Raw genomic sequence first — 20,722 nt, forward strand, 5'->3', positions numbered from 1 at the left:
ATGATCTGGAACAAACCCCGTCTGGCAATCGCCGTGCTGCTCGCCGCCATGGCCGCCCTGCAAGGCTGCACCGACAAGAGCACGACGACGGCAGCAGCGCCTGCCTCGGCGTTTACTCCGATCACAATCGAGCACAAGCTGGGCACGACGGTGATCAAACAGCGTCCGCAGCGCGTGGCCGTGCTGGACATGAACGAAGTTGATTTCCTCGACCAGCTGGGCGTGCCAGTGGCCGGCATGGTGAAGGATTACGTGCCGCATTTCCTCACCCGCTACAAGGATGACGCGAACATCCGCGACCTGGGCGCCATCGTGCAGCCCAATCTCGAGCATATCCACGCGCTCCAGCCCGATCTGATACTGATGACGTCGATCCAGGCCAACCATTACAAGGAACTGAGCCAGATCGCGCCGACCTTGCATTTCGACGTGGATTACCAGAACAGCGAGAGCAAGCACATCGAGGTGGTCAAGCAACACTTGCTGGCCCTGGGGCGCATCTTCGGCAAGGAAGACCTCGCCAGCCAGAAAGCGCAGGAGCTTGACGCGAAGGTGGCGGACGCGCGCAAGGTGACGCAGGAACGTCCCGAGAAGGCGCTGATCGTCTTGCACAACAATGGCGCCTTCAGTTCATTCGGCGTGCAGTCGCGCTACGGTTTTGTCTTCGATGCGCTGGGCGTGAAACCTGCCAGTTCGGCCATCGAAGCGGGCTTGCATGGCCAGCCGATTTCCAGCGAGTTCATCCAGCAAGCCAACCCCGACATCATCTATGTGGTGGACCGCACGGCCGTGATGGAACACCGTCCCGTCATGACGGCCGAGCAGATGGCCAATCCGCTGCTGCGCCAGACCAATGCCTGGAAGAACGGCCGCGTGGTCTTCGTCGATGCGGACGCCTGGTACATCACGGCGGCCAGCGTGACGTCGCTGAAGCGGGTGATCGACGATGTGCTGAAAGGCTATCAGTAATCGCCATATTTCGTAATGAGTCGTATTTAGATTGAGGGTTTTGCCTTTTCGTTCGGGAGATAGGGTGAGAACAAGCAATCATCCCATCTGAAAGGATTTATCGTATGACACACCGCATGGCAACGCGCCACCTTCCCGCCTTGAATTTGAGCCGCATCGCCACCGCCGTGCAATTGGCGCTCATTACGGGCTTGACCGTGGGGGCGCTGGGCGTGGCGGCTCCGCCGGCCTTTGCACAAGCGGGGGCGGGGCAGGCCCGGCAAGCGTTCAGCGTGCCGGCCGGCTCGCTGGGCCAGGCGCTCAATACCTTTGCCGCCGAGGCGGGCGTGGAATTGACGGTCGAGGCTAGCCTGCTGCAAGGCAAGAACAGCGCCGGCTTGTCCGGCAGTTACAGCGTGCCCGAAGGCTTTTACGAATTGCTGCGCGGCCACGGCTTGCAAGCTGTGCGCGAGGGTAATGGCAGCTATACCTTGCGCCGTGAACCGGCGCACAGCGCCGCCGCCGAGGCCGCCGCGACCATGCCGGCCGTGACGGTGTGGGGCAAGGGCAACACGGTGACGGATGCCTATGCAGGCGGGCAAGTGGCGTCCGGTGGCCGCGTGGGATTCCTGGGCGACAAGGATTTCATGGAAACCCCGTTCAACACCATCAGCTATACGGATAAATTCATCGAAGACCGCCAGGCGCGCGACATCACCGATGTGATTTCCGCCACCGACCCTACCGTTTTCAGCAGCGGCATGACGGGCATCATCGGCGAGAATTATTCGATACGGGGCTTCAGCTCGAATATCGGCGATGTGGCGTTTGGCGGGCTGTACGGCATCTCGCCCTACTACCGCACCTCGCCTGAAATGTTCGAGCGCATCGAGGTGCTGAAGGGACCGTCAGCATTACTCAATGGCATGCCACCGGGCGGCTCGGTAGGCGGCAGCATCAACCTCGTGCCCAAGCGCGCGGGTGACGTGCCGTTGGCGCGCATGACGGCATCGTATATGTCGGATTCGCAGTTCGGTGGGCATATTGATCTGGGTCAGCGCTTTGGCGAGCATAAACAGTTCGGCATCCGCGTCAACGGCGTCTACCGCGATGGCGACGGCGCCATCGACCACCAGAAAAAGAAGACCCGGCTCGTTTCCGTGGGCCTGGACTGGCGTGGCAACGGCGCGCGCCTGTCCGCCGACCTGTATCACAGCGAGGACCGCGCCGATGGCTTGAACCGGGGCGTCAACCTGGCGCCAGGCTTGCCCGTGCCGCGTCCGCCGAAAGCGGAAACCTTGTTGAATCCCAGCTGGGCGTTTTACGATACCAAGGACAAGGGTGCCATGCTGCGTGGCGAGCTGGACTTGAACGCGCAGGTGATGGCGTATGCCGCCGTGGGCGCCAGCCGGGCCGATTACCAGTCGACGGGCGCGTACCTGATCCAGGTGTTCAATACGGCCGGCGACTACCGCACCAATCTTGCCGACCTGGGTTTTGACGTGGAAAAGCAGTCGGCGGAAGCGGGTTTGCGGGGCAAGCTGCGCACGGGCGATATCGGCCATCAATGGGCCGTCAACGCCACCTATTACCACCACACGGACAAGCAGTACGGACGCCGCAATACCCTGGCGAAAGACTGGATCACGAATATCTATAACCCCGTCTGGGGACCGGCGACGCGCTTCGACGCGCCGCAAATTTCCAAGGCGGAACTGCGCCTGGCCAGTGTCGGCCTGGTCGACACGCTTTCTTTTGCGCAAGATACCGTGCAGCTGACGGTGGGCTTGCGCCGCCAGGAAGTACTCAGCGATAACTTCAACATCAAGACGGGCGCGCGCACTTCGCGCTATGACGAAGGCGCCACCACGCCGGCCGTCGCCCTGCTGGTCAAGGCCAGCAAGACTATCTCTCTGTACGGCAATTACATCGAAGGCTTGAGCCAGGGCGCCACGGCGCCGCTGACGGCGGCCAACTCGGGCGAAGTCTTTGCGCCCTACAAGTCGAAGCAGGCGGAGCTTGGCGTCAAGGTCGACCTGGGCGAGTTCGCGCATACGCTCAGCTTGTATGAAATCAAGCGGCCCAGCAGCTATGTCGATCCTGTCAGCAATCTCTTTTCCTTCGGTGGCGAACAGCGCAACCGTGGCGTCGACTGGGGCTTCTTCGGTTCGCCCCTGCGCGATGTGCGCCTGATGGGCGGCGTGGCGTATGTCGACCCCGTCTTGAGCAAGACCGTGGGCGGCAGCAACCAGGGCAAGCAGGCCACGGGCGTGCCCAAGCTGCAAGCCAAGCTGGGCGTCGAGTGGGATACGCCCGCCATCCCCGGCGTGACCCTGACGGCGAATGCGACGGCGGCATCGAAGCAATACATCAATGCCGACAATTCGATGTCCGTGCCGGGCCGCACCGTGTTTGACCTGGGCGCCCGCTATGCGACGCAGGCGGCTGGCCGGCCCCTGACCGTGCGCGCCAGCATGACGAACGTCGGCAACCGGGCGTACTGGGCGCTGCCCCAATGGACCAGCCTGGGCCTGGGCGCACCGCGCACCGTCATGTTGTCGGCCACGACGGAGTTTTAAGCCGTCTTGCCGTTACTCGTCCGGGCCCCTTGCCAGACTGTCCGAGCGGCGCCACGTCCACAGCAGGCCGATGCCGGCCGAGGTGCCGCTGTTCTGGCGCAGCAGGGGGCTGGCGCGGTTGGCGGCGCCTGAGTAGTTGTCGTAGCGCAAAAAGGCAAAGGCACGCCAGTCCCGCTGCAGCCGGTACGAACCGCCGAGGCCCACGCGTGTGAGCATCAGCCCGCTTTTTGCCGCATACGCGGGGCGCTGACCGGTGGCAAACGCGGGGCTGACGCCATACAAGTAATCGTTGATGGCGGTATTGCCCAGCACGGCGCCCAGGCTGGCATCGACGTGCCACGCCTGCTGCTCGCCTTGCAGCCCGTACACGAGGCGCGGCTCGAACGTGGCGCCCTGGCGGCGCAGGCCGCCGCGCGCCTCGATGACGGCGCGCAAGGGCAGTTCCAGACCCAGGCGGCTGTGCTGCGTCGGCTCGGCCAGCTTGATTTTCAGGCGCGGGCCAAACTCCACCAGGGTGCCCAGGTCCGGCATGCCGCGCCGGGCCGGCACGTCGCTGGAGCGGGCCGGCAAGGACAGGGCAAAACCGATATCGAAATCGAATCGCTCCGTATTGAGCAGGCGCGCGCCCACGCCGGAGCGGTCGGCGCGTAACACTTTCCCCCGATAAATCAGATAGGGCAGGGCCAGGCTGCGCGTCGAGCGTTCGCTGGCGCCCGGATAGGCGGGCGTGACGGCCGTGCCGCCAAACACGCCCGCTTCCCATAAGGGTAGCGGTGGTTCGGCGGCGCGCGCCGGCGCCATCGCCGCGAAGAGGGCGCCGGCGGCCAGCAAGGTGCGTGCGATATTCATCGAGGAACTCCGCAGGGTTTGCCGGCCTGTAGCGATTCCAGCGCCTTGTCGCTGAGCGCGCTTGATTGACCGCTTTTCTTTGCCAGCGCGATGGCCTGGCGGAAATGAAATTCGGCCGCATCGTAGCGGCAGGCCCCGCTGGCGGCGCGTCCCGCCTGGTGGTGCAGGTGAGCTTGCCAGGCGGCATCTCCGTGACCCAGTTCGGCATTGTCGGCCGCGGCCGCGTAACTGCGCATGGCCCGCTCCCAGTCGCCCTGGCTGGCCGCCTCCTGCGCGAACTGTTCCTGTTGCGCCGCCGTGCGCAGTTCGATTTGCGTGGAGCAGGCGCTCAGCGCCATCAGGACGAGCGGCAGGACGAGGCAGGCGCGGAGGGGGAGTAGTGTGGACATGGCGCCACTGTAGCGCATGGGAAGGCGCACACGTTTGCGCGGGACGCATGAATTGGGGGATTCGTGCGGCACTGATGACATATAATTTGCACACGACTTTGTTATTTTTGACAGTACACCTCACGGGAGCACCATGTTTTCACGCAAATTCCATTCTTGTGCACAGCTGATGCTGGCTACCATGCTGATGGGCTTTATCGCCGCGTCCCCCGCGCGCGCGCAGCAGGCGGCCGTCAAATTGCCGAATGTGGTGATTCTGGCCACGGGCGGCACCATCGCCGGCAGCGGTGCCGACAGCACCACCACCGTCGGCTACACCTCGGCCACCGTGGGCGTCGAGCGCCTGATCGCGGCCGTGCCGGAATTGAAAAAAGTGGCGAACGTGAAAGGCGAGCAAGTGTTCCAGATCGCCAGCGAAAGCATGGGCAATAGCCACTGGCTGGCCCTGGCCAAGCGCATCAACGTGCTGCTGGCCTCGAACGATGTCGATGGCGTGGTCGTGACGCACGGCACCGACACCATCGAGGAAACGGCGTATTTCCTGAACCTGACCGTGAAAAGCCACAAGCCGGTCGTCGTGGTGGGCGCCATGCGTCCGTCGACGGCCATCTCGGCTGACGGTCCGATCAACCTGTACAACGCCGTGATGCTGGCAGGCAGCAAGGAAGCCGTGGGCAAGGGCGTGCTGGTGGCCTTGAACGACCAGATCAACGCTGCGCGCGAAGTGACTAAAACCAACACTTCGACCACCGACACCTTCAAGTCGCCGGAACTGGGCATGCTCGGCTATATCCAGGGCAGCAAGGCCTTTTTCTACCGCCAGTCGACGCGCAAGCACACGCTGGAATCGGAATTTGACATCAGCAAGCTCGATGCCCTGCCGCAAGTGGACATTGTGTATGGCTACGCCAACATGAACCGTGTCGGCATGGACGCCTTCATTGCCGCCGGCGCCAAGGGCATCATCCACGCGGGCGTGGGCGATGGCAGCGTGGCCGCGCAAATGAAACCGGCCCTGGTGGAAGCGCGCCAGAAGGGCGTGCTGATCGTGCGTTCGAGCCGTGTCGGCCAGGGCATCGTGGCGCGCAATGGCGAAGCCAACGACGATGAACTCGACAGTGTCGTGTCCGACACCCTGAACCCGCAAAAAGCCCGTATCCTGCTGATGCTGGCTTTGACCAAAACGAATAGCACGCAAGAAATCCAGCGTATTTTCTACACGTATTGATCCTTCTCATGCCAGGCCAGCCTTATTGGCTGAGCCTGGCCGATTTACGCTTGCCCGCTTTGCTGCCATACTTCGCTTCTGAATAACTTCCTGGCAGAAGCAGCAACACTGTTCCTTGTCACTGGTTCATGGCTATCCTGTCCGACATCATCCTGTATCCGATCAAATCGTGCGCCGGCATCCATTTGCGCGAGGCCGTCCTGACGCGTTCAGGGCTGATGAGCGAGCACGTGTTCGACCGCGAATGGATGGTGGTGGACGCGCAAGGCCGCTTCCTGACCCAGCGCGAACATCCGCGCATGGCGCTGATCGTGCCATCCATCAAGGCCACCACGCTGGAATTGCGCGCGCCGGGCATGTTGCGGCTGGAAATCGAGCTGGGCTTGCCGCATCCGCAACTGGCACCGATGCTGGACGTGCAAGTGTGGGACGATAGCGTGCGCGCCTACGATTGCGACGACGTCACGGCCACCTGGTTTTCCAACGCCATCGGCGTGCCGTGCCGCCTGGTGCGCTTTCACCCGGACGTGGTGCGCGCCACCAGCACCAAATGGACGGACGGCGTGGCTGCCGCGACCATGTTTGCCGATGGCTACCCGGTGCTGATCGCCGGTGCCGCTTCGCTAGCCGACGTGAATGACAAGCTGCGCGCCGCCGGCCGCGAAGTGCTGCCGATGAACCGTTTCCGCCCCAACCTCGTCATCGGCGAGATCGGCGCCTTCGAGGAAGACTACGCCGACTTCCTGCAATTCGGCGCGACCGTGTTAAAACCCGTCAAGCCGTGCTCGCGCTGCCCGATCCCGTCGGTGGACCAGGCCACGGGCGTGCCCGGACCGGACCCGCTCGACGTCATGCATGGCTATCGCGCCAAGCCCGAGCTCGACGGCGCCATCTGCTTCGGCATGAACGCCATCGTCACCGATGGCGGCGATGAGCGTATCGTGGTGGGGCAGGACATCGGTTTCGAACTGGCATTTTAAGCATGGCGCCCGCACAGAAGGGTTTAAGGTTTCTATGAATCAAGCAATACCGCCGGACCCGCGCATTGCCAGCCTCGAAGCCGAAAACCAGGCCCTGCGGGCGCGCATGGCTTTCCTGCTGGAACAGGTCGAGCGCAACCACGACATCATGTGCCGCCACCAGGCGTTTGACCTGGAAATTGTCAGCGCGTCCACGTTTCCCGAACTGATCGGCACCATCTTCCGCACCTTGCCCGTGATTTCCGACCTCGACGGCGTTACCTTGAGCCTGCTCGACGAGGATGACGATATCGTGCTGGTGATGGAAAAGCTGGGCGTCGATTTCAGCGCCTTCCCGCAGTTGCTGTTCGTGCATGCCGTGGGGGAGCTGGGTTTTGCCGCACCAAAGCCCGTGGCCGAGGGGGAAGCGGCCTTGCCGCCGCTGCCGCTGCTGGGCGCCTTTGATGCGACCGTGCATGGCCCGCGTTTTCCGCAGATCGACGCTCTGCGCAGCGTGGCGCTGGTGCCCTTGTTGCGCAACAAGCGCCTGATTGGCAGCCTGAACCTGGCCAGCAGCGACGTGACGCGCTTTACCCCCGCGCTGGGGACGGATTTCATCAAGCACATGGCGTCCATCATCGCCATTTGCCTGGAAAACGTGATCAGCAATGAAATGCTCAAATACATCGGTTTGACCGATTCCCTGACGGGCGTCTACAACCGCCGCTATATCGACCGCCGCCTGCTGGAAGAAATCGCCCGCGCGCGGCGCCAGAATTATTGCATCTCATGCATGTACATCGACATCGATCATTTCAAATTGGTCAATGACACGCATGGCCACCAGGGCGGCGATGAAGTGCTGCGCGAAGTGGCCACGCGCATCCGCACGGAATTGCGCCGCTCCGATGCGCTGGGCCGCTTCGGCGGTGAGGAATTCGTCGTGCTGCTGATCGACGCCGACCTCGACAGTGCCACGTTCGTGGCCGAACGCATCCGCGCCAGCATCGCCGGCACCATGTTCGACTTGCCGGGCAGCGCGCAAGCGTGGGTCAGCGTGTCGATCGGCGTGGCCAGCCTGGAAGCGGACGCGGCGCTACTCCCCATCGAAACGGTGGCGCAGCAACTGGTGGCGCACGCCGACCAGGCCCTGTACCAGGCCAAGGCCGATGGCCGCAACAAGGTCATCAGCTGGCAGGCGCAGTCAGGTTAATTATTTAAGTAGTAATGTTTCTGCTTTGGCCACGGCGTCGGCCGTGCCGCGCAGCACCACCACGTCGCCGCTGGCCAGTTGCGTCTCGGGGGTGACATCGAGGCGGCCTCGGCCGCGGCGGATGGCCGTGACAAACGCGCCGCAGCCGGCCACGTCGATCGCACTCAAGGGCAAGTCCACGCAGTGCGCGCCTTCGCTGACGGTGACCGTATGCAGGCGTTCCAGTTCGGCATCGTCGCCCGCGTCGCTGGAGCCGTGGAAATAGCCGCGAAGTGACGCATAGCGCTCCTCGCGCGCCGCCTGCACCCGGTGCACCACGCGGCGCAGGGGCACGCCCATCATGATCAGCGCATGCGAAGCGAGCATCAGGCTGCCTTCCATCAATTCCGGAACCACTTCGGCAGCGCCCGCCTTCTTCAATTGGTCGAGGTCGGTATCGTCGTGGCTGCGCACGATGACGGGCAAGGTCGGGGCCATTTCGTTAAGCAAATGCAATAACTTCAGTGCCGAAGGCGTGTTCGCATACGTGATCACCACGGCGCTGGCCCGGTAGATGCCGGCCGCCACCAGGCTTTCGCGCCGTCCCGCGTCGCCATACGAGACATGCGCGCCGGCCAGCTGCGCTTCCTGCACCCGCTCCGGGTCCAGGTCCAGCGCGTGGTATTCGATTTTTTCTTCCGCCAGCAGGGTGGCCAGGCTTTGTCCGCTGCGCCCGAAGCCGGCAATCAGCACGTGTTTCTGCGACGCCATGGTGCGCGTGGCGATCTTGGTCAGGGCCAGCGACTGCATCATCCAGTCGTTGGCTGCCAGTTTCATGACGATGGCGTCCGACTTGGCGATGAGGAAGGGCGCCACCAGCATCGACAGCACCATCGACGCGAGCACCACCTGCACGACGAACGGGTCCATCAGCTTGATGCCGCCGGCCAGGTTCAGCAGCACGAAGCCGAACTCGCCCGCCTGCGCCAGTCCCAGCCCCGTGCGCAAGGCCACGCCGTTGCTGGACCCGAACAGCCGGGCCAGGCCCGCGATCAGGGCGAATTTCAGCAGCACGGGGCCACACAGCAAGAGCAGCACGAGCCACCAGTTATCGAGCACCACGCGGATATTGAGCAGCATGCCGACGGTGATGAAGAACAGGCCCAGCAGCACGTCCCGGAAGGGCTTGATATCTTCTTCCACCTGGTGCTTGAATTCCGTCTCGGAAATGAGCATGCCGGCAACAAACGCGCCCAGGGCCAGCGACAGCCCGGCCCGCTCCGTGATCCAGGCCGCGCCCAGGGTGATCAGCAGCAGGTTGAGCATGAACAATTCTTGCGAGCGGCGCTTGGCGACGATGGTCAGCCAGCCGCGCACCATCTTCTGGCCGATGAACAGCAGCAAGATCAGCACCACCAGGGCCTTGCCGCCGGCCCAGGCCAGGGTTTCGGCCAGGTTGTCCGAATCGCGCGTGAGGGCGGGAATGAGGATCAGCAGGGGCACGACGGCCAAGTCCTGGAACAGCAAGATGCCGATGATTTTGCGGCCGTGTTCGCTTTCGAGTTCCAGCCGCTCCGTGAGCATTTTCGAGACGATGGCCGTCGACGACATGGCCAGCGCGCCGCCCAGGGCGAACGCGGCTTGCCAGCTCAGGTGGATGTAGGCGGACAGATAGCGCGCGACGAACCAGCCGAAGACGACGGTGGCGATGATGGTGGTGACCACCTGTGCCATGCCAAGGCCGAAGACGATGCGCCGCATGGCGAGGAACTTGGGCAGGGAAAATTCGAGCCCGATGGAAAACATCAGGAAGACGACGCCGAACTCGGCCAGGGTGTGGCTGGCCTCGTTTTCCGCTGCCAGGCCCAGCGCGTGGGGGCCGATGACGATGCCAACGGCCAGGTAGCCCAGCATGGGCGGCAAATGCAACATTCTGAAAGCGACCACGCCCAGCACGGCGCTGCCGAGTAACATCAGGGTCAGTTCAAGCGAGGAAAACATGGGTTGCCCGGTACGGTCAATGGAAATCGTTGTTTGTTGTGACTGGCAAGTTTTTTGCTTTCCTAATTCGTTTATACTTTGGGCATGAGTGTAACCCATGAAAAAACAATGCTGAAAGCTTTTGATCGAATTGACATGCAAGCGACGACCGAGCGCGCTGTCGCGCTGGCCCGCACCACCTTGCAGATCGAGTCCGACGCCATCGTTGCGCTGCACGCGCGCCTGGCCACGGACGACAGCGTGGGCCGCGCCGTGGCGCTGTTGCTGCAATGCAAAGGAAGAGTCGTCGTCTCCGGCATCGGCAAGTCCGGCCATATCGCGCGCAAGATTGCCGCCACCCTCGCTTCCACCGGCACGCCGGCCCTGTTCGTGCATCCGGCCGAAGCGGCCCATGGCGACCTGGGCATGGTCACCTCGGAAGATGCTTTTATTGCCATATCGTACTCCGGCGAATCGTCGGAACTGATGGCCATCATGCCCGTCGTCAAGCGCATGGGTGGCGTGCTGATTTCCATGACGGGTAAACCAAATTCGAGCCTGGCCCAGCTGGCCGACGTGCACCTGGATGTTTCTGTTGAGAAAGAAGCCTGTCCGCTGAACCTGGCGCCGACGGCCAGCACCACCGTCACCCTGGCCCTGGGCGACGCGCTCGCCGTGGCCTTGCTCGACTTGCGCGGCTTCAAGGAAGAAGATTTTGCCCGCTCGCATCCGGGCGGCGCCCTGGGCCGCCGCCTGCTCACGCACGTGCATGACGTCATGCGCAGCGGCGAACGGGTGCCGAAGGTACCCGTGCAGGCTTCCCTGCTGCAGGCGCTGGAAGAAATGACGAAGAAGGGCATGGGCATGACGGCCGTCGTCGATGCCGACGACCGCCCCGTGGGCGTGTTTACGGATGGCGACTTGCGCCGCATGTTCGAGCGCGTGCAGGATTTCACGCAAGTGGCGATCCGCGACGTCATGCATGCGCAGCCGCGCAGCATCGCGCCCGAGCGCCTGGCCGTCGACGCCGTGGCCGTGATGGAGCAGTTCCGCATCAACCAGATGCTGGTCGTCGATGCCGACGGCAAGCTGGTGGGCGCGCTGCATATCCATGATCTGACGCAAGCGAAGGTGATCTGATGGAAAGCGTAGCGGACAACCTGGCGCGCGCGGCCAAGGTCAAACTGATGATCTTTGACGTCGATGGCGTGCTCACCGACGGCAGCCTGCATTTCGGCCCGGACGGCGAGATGATGAAAACGTTTAATGTGTATGATGGCCTGGGCATCAAGCTGCTGCAGGAATCGGGCGTGCAGACGGCCATCATCAGCGCGCGCCGCTCGGCGATTACGGCGCGTCGCGCGCAAGACCTGGGCATTACCCATGTGCACCAGGGCGGCCACGACAAGCTGACGCCGTTTCGCGAACTGCTGGCGCTGACGGGCTTGACGGAAGAGCAATGCGGCTATATCGGCGACGACGTCATCGATGCGCCCATCCTGAAACGCGTCGGCTTTGCCGTCAGCGTGCCGGGCGGGCGCCCGGAAGTGCAGGGCCTGGCCCACCATGTGACGCAGGCCGGCGGCGGCCGCGGCGCGGTGCGCGAAATCTGCGAATTCCTGCTGCGCGCCCAGGATAACTATGCGCGCGTCATGGCGCCGTTCCTGGAGTGAGGCGCGCCTTGCCAGTGACATTTGAAAGAGTAAAGCCCTATGCGTAAGCCAGGAGGCGCCCATCGCTGGCGCATGATTTTTACCGTGCTGGGCGCGGTTGTTGTCGCGCTGGCCAGCTTTTGGCTGCTCGAGGTGATGAACAAGAATAGCCAGGACATCACGGCCAGCAAGCATCTGGATGAGCCTGACTATTTCATCACCAATTTCAGCCTGGTGCGCATGGACTTGACGGGTAAGCCCAGCTATATCGTGTCGGGCACCAAGCTCACGCATTATCCGCTGGACGATTCGTCCGATATCGACCAGCCTTTCGTGCGCAAGCTCACGCCAGGCATGCCGCCAATGAACATGAATGCGGAACTGGCGCATATCGACCAGGACAATACCCGGCTGCAACTGCACCGCAAGGTCGTGATCGACCGCGTGGCCAGTCCGAAGGCGCAGAACCTGACGGTCAAGACGGAAGCGCTGACGGTGTTCCCGGATGAGGAAAGAATGGAAACGGACGTGCCTGTCGATATCCTGACGGGCGCCTCGCGCATCAATGGCGTCGGCATGAAGGCGAATAACGCCACCGGCGTGGTGGAAGTGCAGAATGCGCTGCGCATGGTCCTCCCGCCGAAACCGCGCCCGGCCGCGGCGGCAAAATGACAGAATGAAACAAGGAAACCATACTATGAAGAACATCTTGCTGTTGACCGTATTGTCCCTGGCCATCATGGGCGGGGCGCATGCCGAGAAGGCCGATTCCGAGAAGGAAGCCGTCATCACGGCACGTAGCGGCCACGTCGATGACATCAAGCAGGTGCGCACCCTGACGGGCGACGTCGTGCTGGTCAAGGGTACCCTGACCATGAAGGCGGGCCGGGCCCTGATCACGGAAGACCCGCAAGGCTACCAGTTCATTACCTTCTGGGCCGACCCCGGCAAGCTCGCCACCTTCCGCCAGAAGCGCGATGGCGCGGGCGACCTGTGGGTGGAAGGCGAAGCGGAGCGCGTGGAATACGACAACAAGACGGAAGTGGTGAAACTGTTTTCCAGAGCCAAGCTGACGCGCCTGGAAGGCGCGAAAGTGACCGATGTGGCGAATGGCGCCTTCATCTCGTATGACAGCCGCAAGGAAGAATTCGCGATGGAAAATTCCAACAGCGGCACCAGCACCGCGGATGGCGGCAGCGTGCGCATGGTGATCCAGCCGAAGACCAAGGCGCCGGCAGCGGAGAAAGCGCCGGCCACGCCCGCGCCAGGAAAGAAATAATGGACAATACACGTTGCGGCAGCACCCTGATCGTTCGCGGTCTGCAAAAAACCTATGGCAAGCGGCAAGTCGTGCATGATGTTTCGCTGCAAGTCGAATGCGGCGAAGTGGTGGGTTTGCTGGGCCCGAACGGCGCCGGCAAGACCACATCGTTCTACATGATCGTCGGCCTGGTGCCGTCCGATGGCGGCAGCATCGATATCAGCGGCGTGGACATTTCCAGCCTGCCGATCCACCGCCGCGCGCAGATGGGCCTGTCCTACCTGCCGCAGGAAGCATCCGTCTTCCGCAAGCTGACGGTGGAAGACAATATCCGCGCCGTGCTGGAAATCCAGACCGTCGAAGGCCGTCCGCTGACGAAGGCCGAGATCGAGGAGCGGCTGGATAAATTGCTGGCTGACTTGCAGATTGAAAAGCTGCGCGAGAACCAGGCGCTGTCGCTGTCCGGTGGCGAACGCCGCCGCGTGGAAATTGCCCGTGCGCTGGCCACCGATCCCCGTTTCGTGCTGCTCGACGAGCCGTTCGCCGGCGTCGATCCGATCGCCGTGATCGAGATCCAGCGCATCGTGCGTTTCTTGAAGGAGCGCAATATCGGCGTGCTGATCACCGATCATAATGTGCGCGAGACGCTGGGTATTTGCGACCGTGCCTACATCATCAACCAGGGTTCGGTGCTGGCGTCGGGACGCCCCGACGACATCATCGCGAACGAGTCGGTACGCCGGGTCTATCTGGGCGAACACTTCCGCATGTAAGCCAATGAAACAATCATTGCAGCTGCGCACTTCGCAGCACCTGGCACTGACGCCGCAGTTGCAGCAATCGATACGCCTGTTGCAATTGTCTACCCTGGAATTGCACCAGGAATTAGAGCAATTGCTGACGGATAATCCCTTGCTTGAACGCCTCGACGATCCGCTCGACCGTTCGCTGCGCCTGCTGTCCGACGGGGCCTTGAGTTCCACGGCAGCGCCGGCCGAAGCGCCACCCCAGCCGCCAGGCCAGGACGCGCCCGCCGCGCCGGCCGAAGCGGAAACCTTTGATGGCGAGGCGGGCGACAGCCCGGCCGCCGCCGAGGGCGGCGACAGCGACTGGAGCGAGGCGAGCCGGGGCAAGGCGCCCGACGATGAAGATTCGCGTCCGCAACTGGAGGCCCATCACTGCACCCTGCGCGAGCACCTGATGGAGCAGATGCGCGTGACGGTGCTGGAATTGCGCGATCGCGCGCTGGTCGAGCTGATCATCGACGCGCTCGACGACAATGGCTACCTGGAAGAGTCGCTCGACGACATCCTGGCACGCCTGCCGGAAGAGCTGGAAATCGACACCGACGAGATGCGCACGGCTTTGTCGCTGCTGCAAAGTTTCGATCCGCCCGGCGTGGGCGCGCGCAATGCGTCCGAATGCCTGGCGCTGCAAATCAAGCGCTTGCCGCACATCGCCATGGTGACGCGGCGCATGGCCCTCGTCATCGTCGAAAAGCACCTGGCCTGGTTTGCCCAGCGCGATTTCAACAAGCTGAAAAAAGCCCTCGATTGCGACGATGAAGACTTGCGCGAGGCGCAGACGGTGATTCGCCAGTGCAATCCGCATCCGGGCGCCGTATTCGCCTCGGACGTCTCCGATTACGTGGTGCCCGACGTCGTCGTCAAGCGCGCGCGCAATGGCTGGCAAGTGACCCTGAACAACGACGTCATGCCGCGCCTGCGTGTCAACGCCATGTACGCCAACTTGCTCAAGCAGGGCAAGGGCGAGGGCGCCATGGGCGCACAGTTGCAGGAAGCCAAGTGGCTGATCAAGAATATGCGCCAGCGCTTCGACACGATCCTGCGCGTGGCACAGGCGATAGTAGAAAGACAAAAGAACTTTTTCTCGCATGGGGCCGTTGCCATGCGCCCCCTTGTGCTCCGTGAAATAGCTGATACACTGGGTTTACACGAGAGTACTATCTCGCGGGTAACAACTCAAAAGTACATGCTGACCCCGCACGGCATGTTCGAGTTGAAATATTTCTTTGGTAGCCACGTCGCCACCGAAGCGGGGGGCGAAGCGTCATCGACGGCGATACGGGCATTGATCGTGCAACTGACAGGAGCAGAAGACCCTAAAAATCCTTTATCCGACAGTAAGATTGCGGACATGCTGGGGGAACAAGGCATGGTGATTGCGCGACGTACTGTTGCCAAATACCGGGAAGCGTTGAAAATTCCGCCAGTGAGCCTGCGTAAGTGTTTGTAAGTTTTTTTCGGTTCCTCTGCGGGCCGGATAGGATGGACCGCACGAACCCGATCATCTTTAGGAGTGTGTATGAATCTCACCATCAGCGGACATCATCTCGAAGTGACACCAGCCATCCGTGAATACGTACAAACGAAGCTGGAGCGCGTGAAACGTCATTTCGATCAAGTCATCGATATCGCCGTGATTCTGACCGTGGATAACCTCAAAGAGAAAGAAAAACGTCAAAAGGCTGAAGTCAACCTGCGTTTGAGTGGCAAGACTGTCTATGTGGAAAGCTTGGCGCACGACCTGTACGCCGCGATCGATACCCTGATCGACAAGCTCGATAGGCAAGTGATGAAATACAAAACCAAAGTGCAAGGGCACGGTAAAGAGGCGATCAAGCATCTGCCAGACAACTCCGAGGAAGAAGCCGTCGTCGCCGTCTAAGGCCACCCGCTTCCAGCAGTTGTGATCAACTAAGGGCGCACATCTTGCGCCCTTTTTTGCGCCTGGACCTGTTGAACGCAATCTTCCCCGCGCAGGCGCTAGAATGTTTGCACTTTCACTTCTTTCCTGCCTGCCATGAGCGACTTCGTCCAGACCTCCATCCGCAACCGCACCGGGCACATCGTGCTCGACCGTCCGAAAGCCTTGAATTCCCTGTCGCTGGAGATGGTGCGCGCCCTGAGTGCGACCTTGCTGGCCTGGCGCGATGATCCGCACGTGGACGCCGTCGTGATCCGTTCCAGCAGCGAAAAAGCCCTGTGCGCCGGCGGCGACATCCGTTTCTTTTACGATGCGGGCCTGGCCACGCCGCAAGGCGGCAGCGCCCTGCTGGAAGATTTCTTTACGGAAGAATACGTGTTAAATCATGTGATTCATTTCTATCCGAAACCGTATATTGCCGTGATGGATGGCGTGGTGATGGGCGGCGGCATGGGCGTGGCGCAAGCCGGGCCCGGCAATCGCCTGCGCATCGTGACGGGCCGCACGCGCATGGCCATGCCGGAAGTCAATATCGGCCTGTTCCCTGACGTGGGCGGCAGTTATTTCCTGTCCCGCCTGGCCGGCCAGCTGGGCCTGTATCTGGGCTTGACGGGCCTGACGATCAACGCGGCCGATGCCCTGTACACGGGCCTGGCCGATGTCTACCTGCCCGAGGCGCAGATGGGGGCGCTGCTGGCCCTGTTCGACTCGACTCCGGGCGAGGCCTTGCCGGTAGCCATCAAGGCGCTGGCGGCACCGTTCCAGGCCGAGGCGGGGGTATCTCCGCTGGCCACGGCGCGTGCGGCGCTGGACCGTCATTTCAGTGCGGGTTCGGTGGCGACCATCATGGCCTCGCTGGCGCAGGACGACTGTGCGTTCGCCGCCAGGGCGCTGGCGGCCATGCGTTTGCGTTCGCCCTTGATGATGTCGGTCACCCTGGAATTGCTGCAGCGGGGCGTTCACCTGGGCGTGGCCGATTGCCTGCGCCTGGAGCGCACGGTGGTGCGCCATAATTTCGAGCATGGCGAAGTGCTCGAAGGCGTGCGCGCGCTGGTGGTCGACAAGGACAATGCGCCCCGTTGGAATCCTGCCAGCCTGGACGACGTCGACACGGCCATGGTGGCGCGCTTCTTTGTCCCCGTCTGGCCGGCGCAAGCGCATCCGCTGCGCCACCTCGACTAATCAAGCGCGCTCGCGATGGCGCAGCACGACTCTTTCGTTCGGGCCGAAATACTGCGCCAGCCGTTCCGCCATGTACACGGAGCGGTGCTGGCCGCCCGTGCAACCCAGGGCCACCGTCAGGTAGCTGCGGTTGTCGGACTTGAATGACGGCAACCATTTCTCGATGAAGGTGCGGATATCGGCCAGCAGTTCCAGCGCGCTCGGCTGCGCATCGAGGAAGGCGATCACGGGCGCGTCGCGTCCGTCGAGGGGACGCAGGGCCAGGTCGTAATAGGGATTTGGCAAGGCCCGCACGTCGAAGACGAAATCGGCGTCCAGCGGCACGCCCAGCTTGAAGGCGAACGATTCGAAGAACAGGGTCAGCGGCGCGCGCTCGGAGGCGACGATATCCTTGATCCAGGCGCGCAATTTATTGGCGCTCAGTTCCGACGTGTCGATCACATGGCCCAGCTGTTCGATGGCCGACAGGCGCTCGCGTTCTTCCGAAATGCACTCGATCAGGGTGCGGCGGCTGGCCGGATTCTGGTTCGGACGCAATTCATGCGACAGCGGATGGCTGCGCCGCGTTTCCGAGAAGCGCGCCACCAGCGAATGCGTGGTGGCCGTCAGGAACATGACCTTGACGTCATGCCCCTGGTCGCGCAGCAGGGCCACATTGTGCGGCAGGCTGGTCAGCGACTCGGCGCTGCGCGCATCGACGGCGACGGCCAGTTGCGGTGTACCTTCGTCGAGCAGGGTTTGCACCAGGCTGGGCAGCAAGGCCGGTGGCAGGTTGTCGACACAATAGTAGCCGGTATCTTCCAGCACATTGAGCGCGACGGATTTACCGGAGCCGGATATTCCGGTGATAAGGACGATATGCATACGCCGATCATACAATAAAGATCGGCGCTCTGCTCCGAAGGCAATTATCTTTACAAATTATTGCAATTATTGTTCGAGCATTGCTTGTATTTAATTGTTGCCATTGACGTCAATGTGGGGGTCAGACCCGTCGGGTCGGACCCCGGTAATTAATCGCCGCTCATTGCCAAACGTTGGTGCAGCAGGGAATTCACGCAGCACAGCTGCGTGCCTGCGTAACGGTTCGCCCTTGCAAGGGCGAACTCCTTAGCAACATTAATCGCCACTCATGGCGAGTCGTTGCCGCTCCATGAACTCCTGCAAGGTATCGATGCCGCGCAGCTGCAGAATCGTATTGCGCACGGCCGCTTCCAGCAGCACGGCGATGTTGCGGCCGGCGGCGACGGGGATGACGACCTTGCGCACGGGCAAGCCCAGCACGTCTTCCGTGGGGAACAGGAAGGGCAGGCGCTCGACTTCTTCTTCCAGCGCGTTGCGGCGCACGAGGTGCACGATCAGTTTCAGGCGCATCTTGCGGCGCACGGCCGTTTCGCCAAAGATGGCCTTGATGTCGAGTAAACCCAGTCCCCGCACTTCCAGCAGGTTTTGCAGCAGTGGCGGGCAGCGTCCTTCGATCATGTTCGGGGCGATGCGCGAGAACTCGACGGCGTCATCGGCCACCAGGCCGTGGCTGCGCGAGATCAGCTCCAGCCCCAGCTCGCTTTTGCCCAGGCCGGAATCGCCCGTGATCAGCACGCCCACGCCCAGCACGTCCATGAACACGCCATGCATGATGATGCGTTGCGCCAGTTTTTTCGACAGGTAGACGCGCAGGAAGTCGATCACTTGCGCGGCCGGCAGCGGCGTGGAGAACAGGGGAATGTTTTGCTCGTCGCAAATGGCGAGAATGTCGGGCGGCGTTTCCAGCCCCTGCGCGATGATCAGCGCGGGCGGACCGCCGGCGATCAGCTCGCCAATCACGTGGGTGCGCGTGTTGACCTTCAGGCGCTGGTAGTAATTGATTTCCTGGTGGCCAAAGACCTGGATGCGGCCCGGATGAATCAGGTTCAAGTGACCCACCTGGTCGGCGGCCGACGAGACGTCGCCCGAGATCAGGCGCTCGCCGCCGGGGAAGCCGGCGAACCAGCCCAGTTGCAGACTTTCACGATTATCGTCGTACAGGCGTTGTATCGTCAGCGGCGTTTGCAACATGGCAGTCTTCTTCAGGAGTGGAGGAATACCTGAAGTTTAACCCGCCGCTTGCAGGCTGGGTTGCCAATTGACGATGCGCGAATGCACGGATTTCGGTTCCGGATCCGTGGCCAGCGCCGTGCGGAAGGCATCGTCGGAAAACATTTCCGCGATTTCCGACAGGATTTCCAGATGTTGCTGGGTGACATGATCGGGAATCAGCAGGAAAAACAGCAGATTGACGGGCTTGCCATCGGGTGACTCGAACGGAATCGGCTCGGCCAGGCGCACGAAGGCACCCAGCGGCGATTTCAAAGTTTTGCTGCCCTTGACTCTGCCATGCGGCACGGCCACGCCATGGCCCAGGCCAGTCGAGCCCAGGCGTTCGCGGGCAAACAGATTGTCCGAGACGGTAGAGCGGGCGATGCCGTAATTGTTTTCGAAGATCAGGCCGGCTTGCTCGAAGGCGCGCTTTTTACTGGAGACTTCCAGGTCCAGCAGGACGTTTTCGAGGGATAATATTTTGCTAAGATTAGTCATGACACTCAATGAAATGGTGCAATGCGCAGAGGGCTTGCGAGCCGAATTATAGGCCTGTTTCGGCGGCCTGTAACGCCAATTCTCAACAGTATACGCCCGCTGCGGGCGCAGTGGGAGCTACAGCCCGCGTAGCCATCATTTTAGCAAAAAAATAACATCGGCGTGTATCGGCTATTTCCTGATTAAAAACACGCGGTGCGCCGGTTTTTCCGCCGCCGAATGCCGATTTTCCGATTTTTCAGCGTCTTTGACATGCTCTGCGGCACTACTGCAACGTTGTTTTAAAACACAGCCAACATTCCTGTTGGCATGGTTTTGTGGTGTTGCGCGGTGTTACCCAATGTTACTGGCGCGCATTGCGCAGATTGCCCGGCATCGTACCCGTACTGAAATTGCTGCGCCAGGGATTGATATCGAGCCCGCCGCGGCGCGTATAGCGCGCATACACGGACAGTTTTTGCGGCTTGCACTGACGCAAGATATCGACAAAGATGCGCTCCACGCATTGCTCGTGGAATTCGTTATGCTCGCGGAAACCGATCAGGTAGCGCAACAGGCTTTCCTGGTCGATCTGCGGTCCCGCATATTCGATCTGCACGCTGCCCCAGTCGGGCTGGCCCGTCACCAGGCAATTCGATTTGAGCAAGTGCGAAACGAGTTTTTCTTCCACGGGCGCATCATCGAACGCCGCCTTCAAGAGCTGCGGCGAGGGCGTGTATTGCGTGATTTCCAGATCCAGGCGGTCCAGCAGTACGCCGTCGAATTCGCCCATTTTCAGCTTGCCGAAATCGTCCTGCAAGGTCAGTTCCACTTGCACGGGCGCGCCGAAGCCGTTCGATAAATCCTGCTTGAGCAGGGCCAGCAGCGCATCTGCGCTGTCCAGCTTGGTCTGGTTGAACGAGTTCAGATACAGCTTGAACGATTTCGATTCGATGATGTTGGGCGAATCGGCCGGCGCGCTGACCTTGGCAATGGCCACCTGCGGCTTGCCGCGCTGGTTCAGCCACGACAATTCATACGCATTCCAGATATCGAGGCCAAAGAAGGGTAGCGTACCGCGCAGTTCCAGCTCGTCGCGCTTGCCCTGGCGTGGAATCGGAAACAGCAGTTCCGGCGCGTAATCGGTGCGGTAGGCGGAGCTTTTGCCCAGGGGAGACAGTTCGGCGAGGTCGTTGGTGGTGGTCATGGTCGTGTGGCGTGAA

20 protein-coding genes are annotated in these 20,722 nt (G+C 61.9%); 13 read left to right on the forward strand and 7 right to left on the reverse strand.

All coding sequences use genetic code 11. The features are described 5' to 3' along the window. Both AC3IQ7_RS03515 and AC3IQ7_RS03520 read left to right on the forward strand, forming a co-directional pair. Window positions 1–969: a siderophore ABC transporter substrate-binding protein gene (locus AC3IQ7_RS03515; protein ID WP_489208373.1), complete on the forward strand. Its 969-nt coding sequence runs from the start codon at window positions 1–3 to the stop codon at window positions 967–969. 104 nt (window positions 970–1,073) lie between these two features. Beyond that, entirely contained in the window at window positions 1,074–3,527 is a 2,454-nt protein-coding gene (locus AC3IQ7_RS03520; RefSeq protein WP_489208374.1) for a TonB-dependent siderophore receptor, read from the forward strand. 12 nt (window positions 3,528–3,539) lie between these two features. On the opposite strand, the gene AC3IQ7_RS03525 is transcribed toward AC3IQ7_RS03520, so the two are convergent. Together AC3IQ7_RS03525 and AC3IQ7_RS03530 are read right to left on the reverse strand one after the other, a co-directional pair. Beyond that, complete coding sequence (locus tag AC3IQ7_RS03525; RefSeq protein WP_489208375.1) at window positions 3,540–4,376, reverse strand: MipA/OmpV family protein; 837 nt, start codon at window positions 4,374–4,376, stop codon at window positions 3,540–3,542. After that, entirely contained in the window at window positions 4,373–4,765 is a 393-nt protein-coding gene (locus tag AC3IQ7_RS03530; RefSeq protein ID WP_489208376.1) for a hypothetical protein, read from the reverse strand. Before AC3IQ7_RS03530 ends, AC3IQ7_RS03525 begins: the two co-directional genes overlap by 4 nt. 133 nt (window positions 4,766–4,898) lie before the next feature. Here AC3IQ7_RS03530 and AC3IQ7_RS03535 point away from each other — a divergent pair, with 133 nt between their 5' ends. The 3 genes from AC3IQ7_RS03535 (at window position 4,899) to AC3IQ7_RS03545 (ending at window position 8,165) form a co-directional block, all read left to right on the forward strand. After that, a complete protein-coding gene (locus AC3IQ7_RS03535; protein ID WP_099378482.1) occupies window positions 4,899–5,993 on the forward strand; it encodes a type II asparaginase in 1,095 nt (364 codons plus the stop codon). 128 nt (window positions 5,994–6,121) lie between these two features. Beyond that, on the forward strand, window positions 6,122–6,973 hold the full coding sequence (locus AC3IQ7_RS03540) for an MOSC domain-containing protein (protein WP_489208377.1): 852 nt from the start codon (window positions 6,122–6,124) through the stop codon (window positions 6,971–6,973). A 34-nt stretch (window positions 6,974–7,007) separates the two neighbouring features. Further along, window positions 7,008–8,165, forward strand: coding sequence for a GGDEF domain-containing protein (locus tag AC3IQ7_RS03545; protein ID WP_489208378.1), 1,158 nt, complete (start codon window positions 7,008–7,010; stop codon window positions 8,163–8,165). On the opposite strand, the gene AC3IQ7_RS03550 is transcribed toward AC3IQ7_RS03545, so the two are convergent. After that, window positions 8,166–10,145, reverse strand: coding sequence for a monovalent cation:proton antiporter family protein (locus AC3IQ7_RS03550; RefSeq protein WP_099378485.1), 1,980 nt, complete (start codon window positions 10,143–10,145; stop codon window positions 8,166–8,168). A gap of 108 nt (window positions 10,146–10,253) precedes the next feature. On the opposite strand from AC3IQ7_RS03550, the gene AC3IQ7_RS03555 reads away from it, so the two are divergent. From AC3IQ7_RS03555 to AC3IQ7_RS03590, 8 genes are all read left to right on the forward strand, one after another. Next, a complete protein-coding gene (locus tag AC3IQ7_RS03555; RefSeq protein ID WP_489208379.1) occupies window positions 10,254–11,264 on the forward strand; it encodes a KpsF/GutQ family sugar-phosphate isomerase in 1,011 nt (336 codons plus the stop codon). After that, a complete protein-coding gene (locus tag AC3IQ7_RS03560; RefSeq protein ID WP_071325611.1) occupies window positions 11,264–11,797 on the forward strand; it encodes a KdsC family phosphatase in 534 nt (177 codons plus the stop codon). The genes AC3IQ7_RS03555 and AC3IQ7_RS03560 overlap by 1 nt, the downstream gene beginning before the upstream one ends. 39 nt (window positions 11,798–11,836) lie before the next feature. After that, complete coding sequence (gene lptC, locus AC3IQ7_RS03565) at window positions 11,837–12,448, forward strand: LPS export ABC transporter periplasmic protein LptC (RefSeq protein WP_233516169.1); 612 nt, start codon at window positions 11,837–11,839, stop codon at window positions 12,446–12,448. Window positions 12,449–12,473: 25 nt separating this feature from the next. After that, window positions 12,474–13,055, forward strand: a complete 582-nt coding sequence (gene lptA, locus AC3IQ7_RS03570; protein ID WP_099378488.1) for a lipopolysaccharide transport periplasmic protein LptA — start codon at window positions 12,474–12,476, stop codon at window positions 13,053–13,055. Then, complete coding sequence (gene lptB / locus AC3IQ7_RS03575) at window positions 13,055–13,810, forward strand: LPS export ABC transporter ATP-binding protein (protein ID WP_099378489.1); 756 nt, start codon at window positions 13,055–13,057, stop codon at window positions 13,808–13,810. Before lptA ends, lptB begins: the two co-directional genes overlap by 1 nt. A 4-nt stretch (window positions 13,811–13,814) precedes the next feature. Then, window positions 13,815–15,293, forward strand: coding sequence for an RNA polymerase factor sigma-54 (locus AC3IQ7_RS03580; RefSeq protein WP_489208380.1), 1,479 nt, complete (start codon window positions 13,815–13,817; stop codon window positions 15,291–15,293). A 69-nt stretch (window positions 15,294–15,362) separates the two neighbouring features. Beyond that, window positions 15,363–15,725 carry a ribosome hibernation-promoting factor, HPF/YfiA family gene (gene hpf / locus AC3IQ7_RS03585; RefSeq protein WP_034778388.1) on the forward strand — a complete coding sequence of 121 codons (363 nt, stop codon included), beginning with the start codon at window positions 15,363–15,365 and terminating at the stop codon, window positions 15,723–15,725. A 135-nt stretch (window positions 15,726–15,860) separates the two neighbouring features. After that, the gene (locus tag AC3IQ7_RS03590; RefSeq protein ID WP_489208381.1) at window positions 15,861–16,946 is read left to right on the forward strand and encodes a 3-hydroxyisobutyryl-CoA hydrolase; all 1,086 of its coding nucleotides are present in this window, start codon (window positions 15,861–15,863) and stop codon (window positions 16,944–16,946) included. On the opposite strand, the gene rapZ is transcribed toward AC3IQ7_RS03590, so the two are convergent. The 4 genes from rapZ to queF all read right to left on the reverse strand — a co-directional run bounded on the left by rapZ (window position 16,947) and on the right by queF (window position 20,706). Further along, window positions 16,947–17,810: an RNase adapter RapZ gene (gene rapZ, locus AC3IQ7_RS03595; protein ID WP_099378492.1), complete on the reverse strand. Its 864-nt coding sequence runs from the start codon at window positions 17,808–17,810 to the stop codon at window positions 16,947–16,949. It abuts the gene before it with no gap. A gap of 255 nt (window positions 17,811–18,065) precedes the next feature. Then, entirely contained in the window at window positions 18,066–19,001 is a 936-nt protein-coding gene (hprK, locus tag AC3IQ7_RS03600) for an HPr(Ser) kinase/phosphatase (RefSeq protein ID WP_034753337.1), read from the reverse strand. A 36-nt stretch (window positions 19,002–19,037) separates the two neighbouring features. Then, complete coding sequence (locus tag AC3IQ7_RS03605; RefSeq protein WP_034753339.1) at window positions 19,038–19,520, reverse strand: PTS sugar transporter subunit IIA; 483 nt, start codon at window positions 19,518–19,520, stop codon at window positions 19,038–19,040. Window positions 19,521–19,863: 343 nt separating this feature from the next. Beyond that, a complete protein-coding gene (queF, locus tag AC3IQ7_RS03610; RefSeq protein ID WP_489208382.1) occupies window positions 19,864–20,706 on the reverse strand; it encodes an NADPH-dependent 7-cyano-7-deazaguanine reductase QueF in 843 nt (280 codons plus the stop codon). Window positions 20,707–20,722: the final 16 nt, after the last annotated feature.

It is taken from the genome of Janthinobacterium sp. GL_088 (assembly GCF_057837845.1).

Bases quoted from the DNA above. Each gene is read 5' to 3' on its own strand.
- AC3IQ7_RS03515 (WP_489208373.1), top strand. From the start codon at position 1: ATGATCTGGAACAAACCCCGTCTGGCAATCGCCGTGCTGCTCGCCGCC.
- AC3IQ7_RS03520 (WP_489208374.1), top strand. From the start codon at position 1,074: ATGACACACCGCATGGCAACGCGCCACCTTCCCGCCTTGAATTTGAGC.
- AC3IQ7_RS03525 (WP_489208375.1), bottom strand. From the start codon at position 4,376: ATGAATATCGCACGCACCTTGCTGGCCGCCGGCGCCCTCTTCGCGGCG.
- AC3IQ7_RS03530 (WP_489208376.1), bottom strand. From the start codon at position 4,765: ATGTCCACACTACTCCCCCTCCGCGCCTGCCTCGTCCTGCCGCTCGTC.
- AC3IQ7_RS03535 (WP_099378482.1), top strand. From the start codon at position 4,899: ATGTTTTCACGCAAATTCCATTCTTGTGCACAGCTGATGCTGGCTACC.
- AC3IQ7_RS03540 (WP_489208377.1), top strand. From the start codon at position 6,122: ATGGCTATCCTGTCCGACATCATCCTGTATCCGATCAAATCGTGCGCC.
- AC3IQ7_RS03545 (WP_489208378.1), top strand. From the start codon at position 7,008: ATGAATCAAGCAATACCGCCGGACCCGCGCATTGCCAGCCTCGAAGCC.
- AC3IQ7_RS03550 (WP_099378485.1), bottom strand. From the start codon at position 10,145: ATGTTTTCCTCGCTTGAACTGACCCTGATGTTACTCGGCAGCGCCGTG.
- AC3IQ7_RS03555 (WP_489208379.1), top strand. From the start codon at position 10,254: ATGCTGAAAGCTTTTGATCGAATTGACATGCAAGCGACGACCGAGCGC.
- AC3IQ7_RS03560 (WP_071325611.1), top strand. From the start codon at position 11,264: ATGGAAAGCGTAGCGGACAACCTGGCGCGCGCGGCCAAGGTCAAACTG.
- lptC (WP_233516169.1), top strand. From the start codon at position 11,837: ATGCGTAAGCCAGGAGGCGCCCATCGCTGGCGCATGATTTTTACCGTG.
- lptA (WP_099378488.1), top strand. From the start codon at position 12,474: ATGAAGAACATCTTGCTGTTGACCGTATTGTCCCTGGCCATCATGGGC.
- lptB (WP_099378489.1), top strand. From the start codon at position 13,055: ATGGACAATACACGTTGCGGCAGCACCCTGATCGTTCGCGGTCTGCAA.
- AC3IQ7_RS03580 (WP_489208380.1), top strand. From the start codon at position 13,815: ATGAAACAATCATTGCAGCTGCGCACTTCGCAGCACCTGGCACTGACG.
- hpf (WP_034778388.1), top strand. From the start codon at position 15,363: ATGAATCTCACCATCAGCGGACATCATCTCGAAGTGACACCAGCCATC.
- AC3IQ7_RS03590 (WP_489208381.1), top strand. From the start codon at position 15,861: ATGAGCGACTTCGTCCAGACCTCCATCCGCAACCGCACCGGGCACATC.
- rapZ (WP_099378492.1), bottom strand. From the start codon at position 17,810: ATGCATATCGTCCTTATCACCGGAATATCCGGCTCCGGTAAATCCGTC.
- hprK (WP_034753337.1), bottom strand. From the start codon at position 19,001: ATGTTGCAAACGCCGCTGACGATACAACGCCTGTACGACGATAATCGT.
- AC3IQ7_RS03605 (WP_034753339.1), bottom strand. From the start codon at position 19,520: ATGACTAATCTTAGCAAAATATTATCCCTCGAAAACGTCCTGCTGGAC.
- queF (WP_489208382.1), bottom strand. From the start codon at position 20,706: ATGACCACCACCAACGACCTCGCCGAACTGTCTCCCCTGGGCAAAAGC.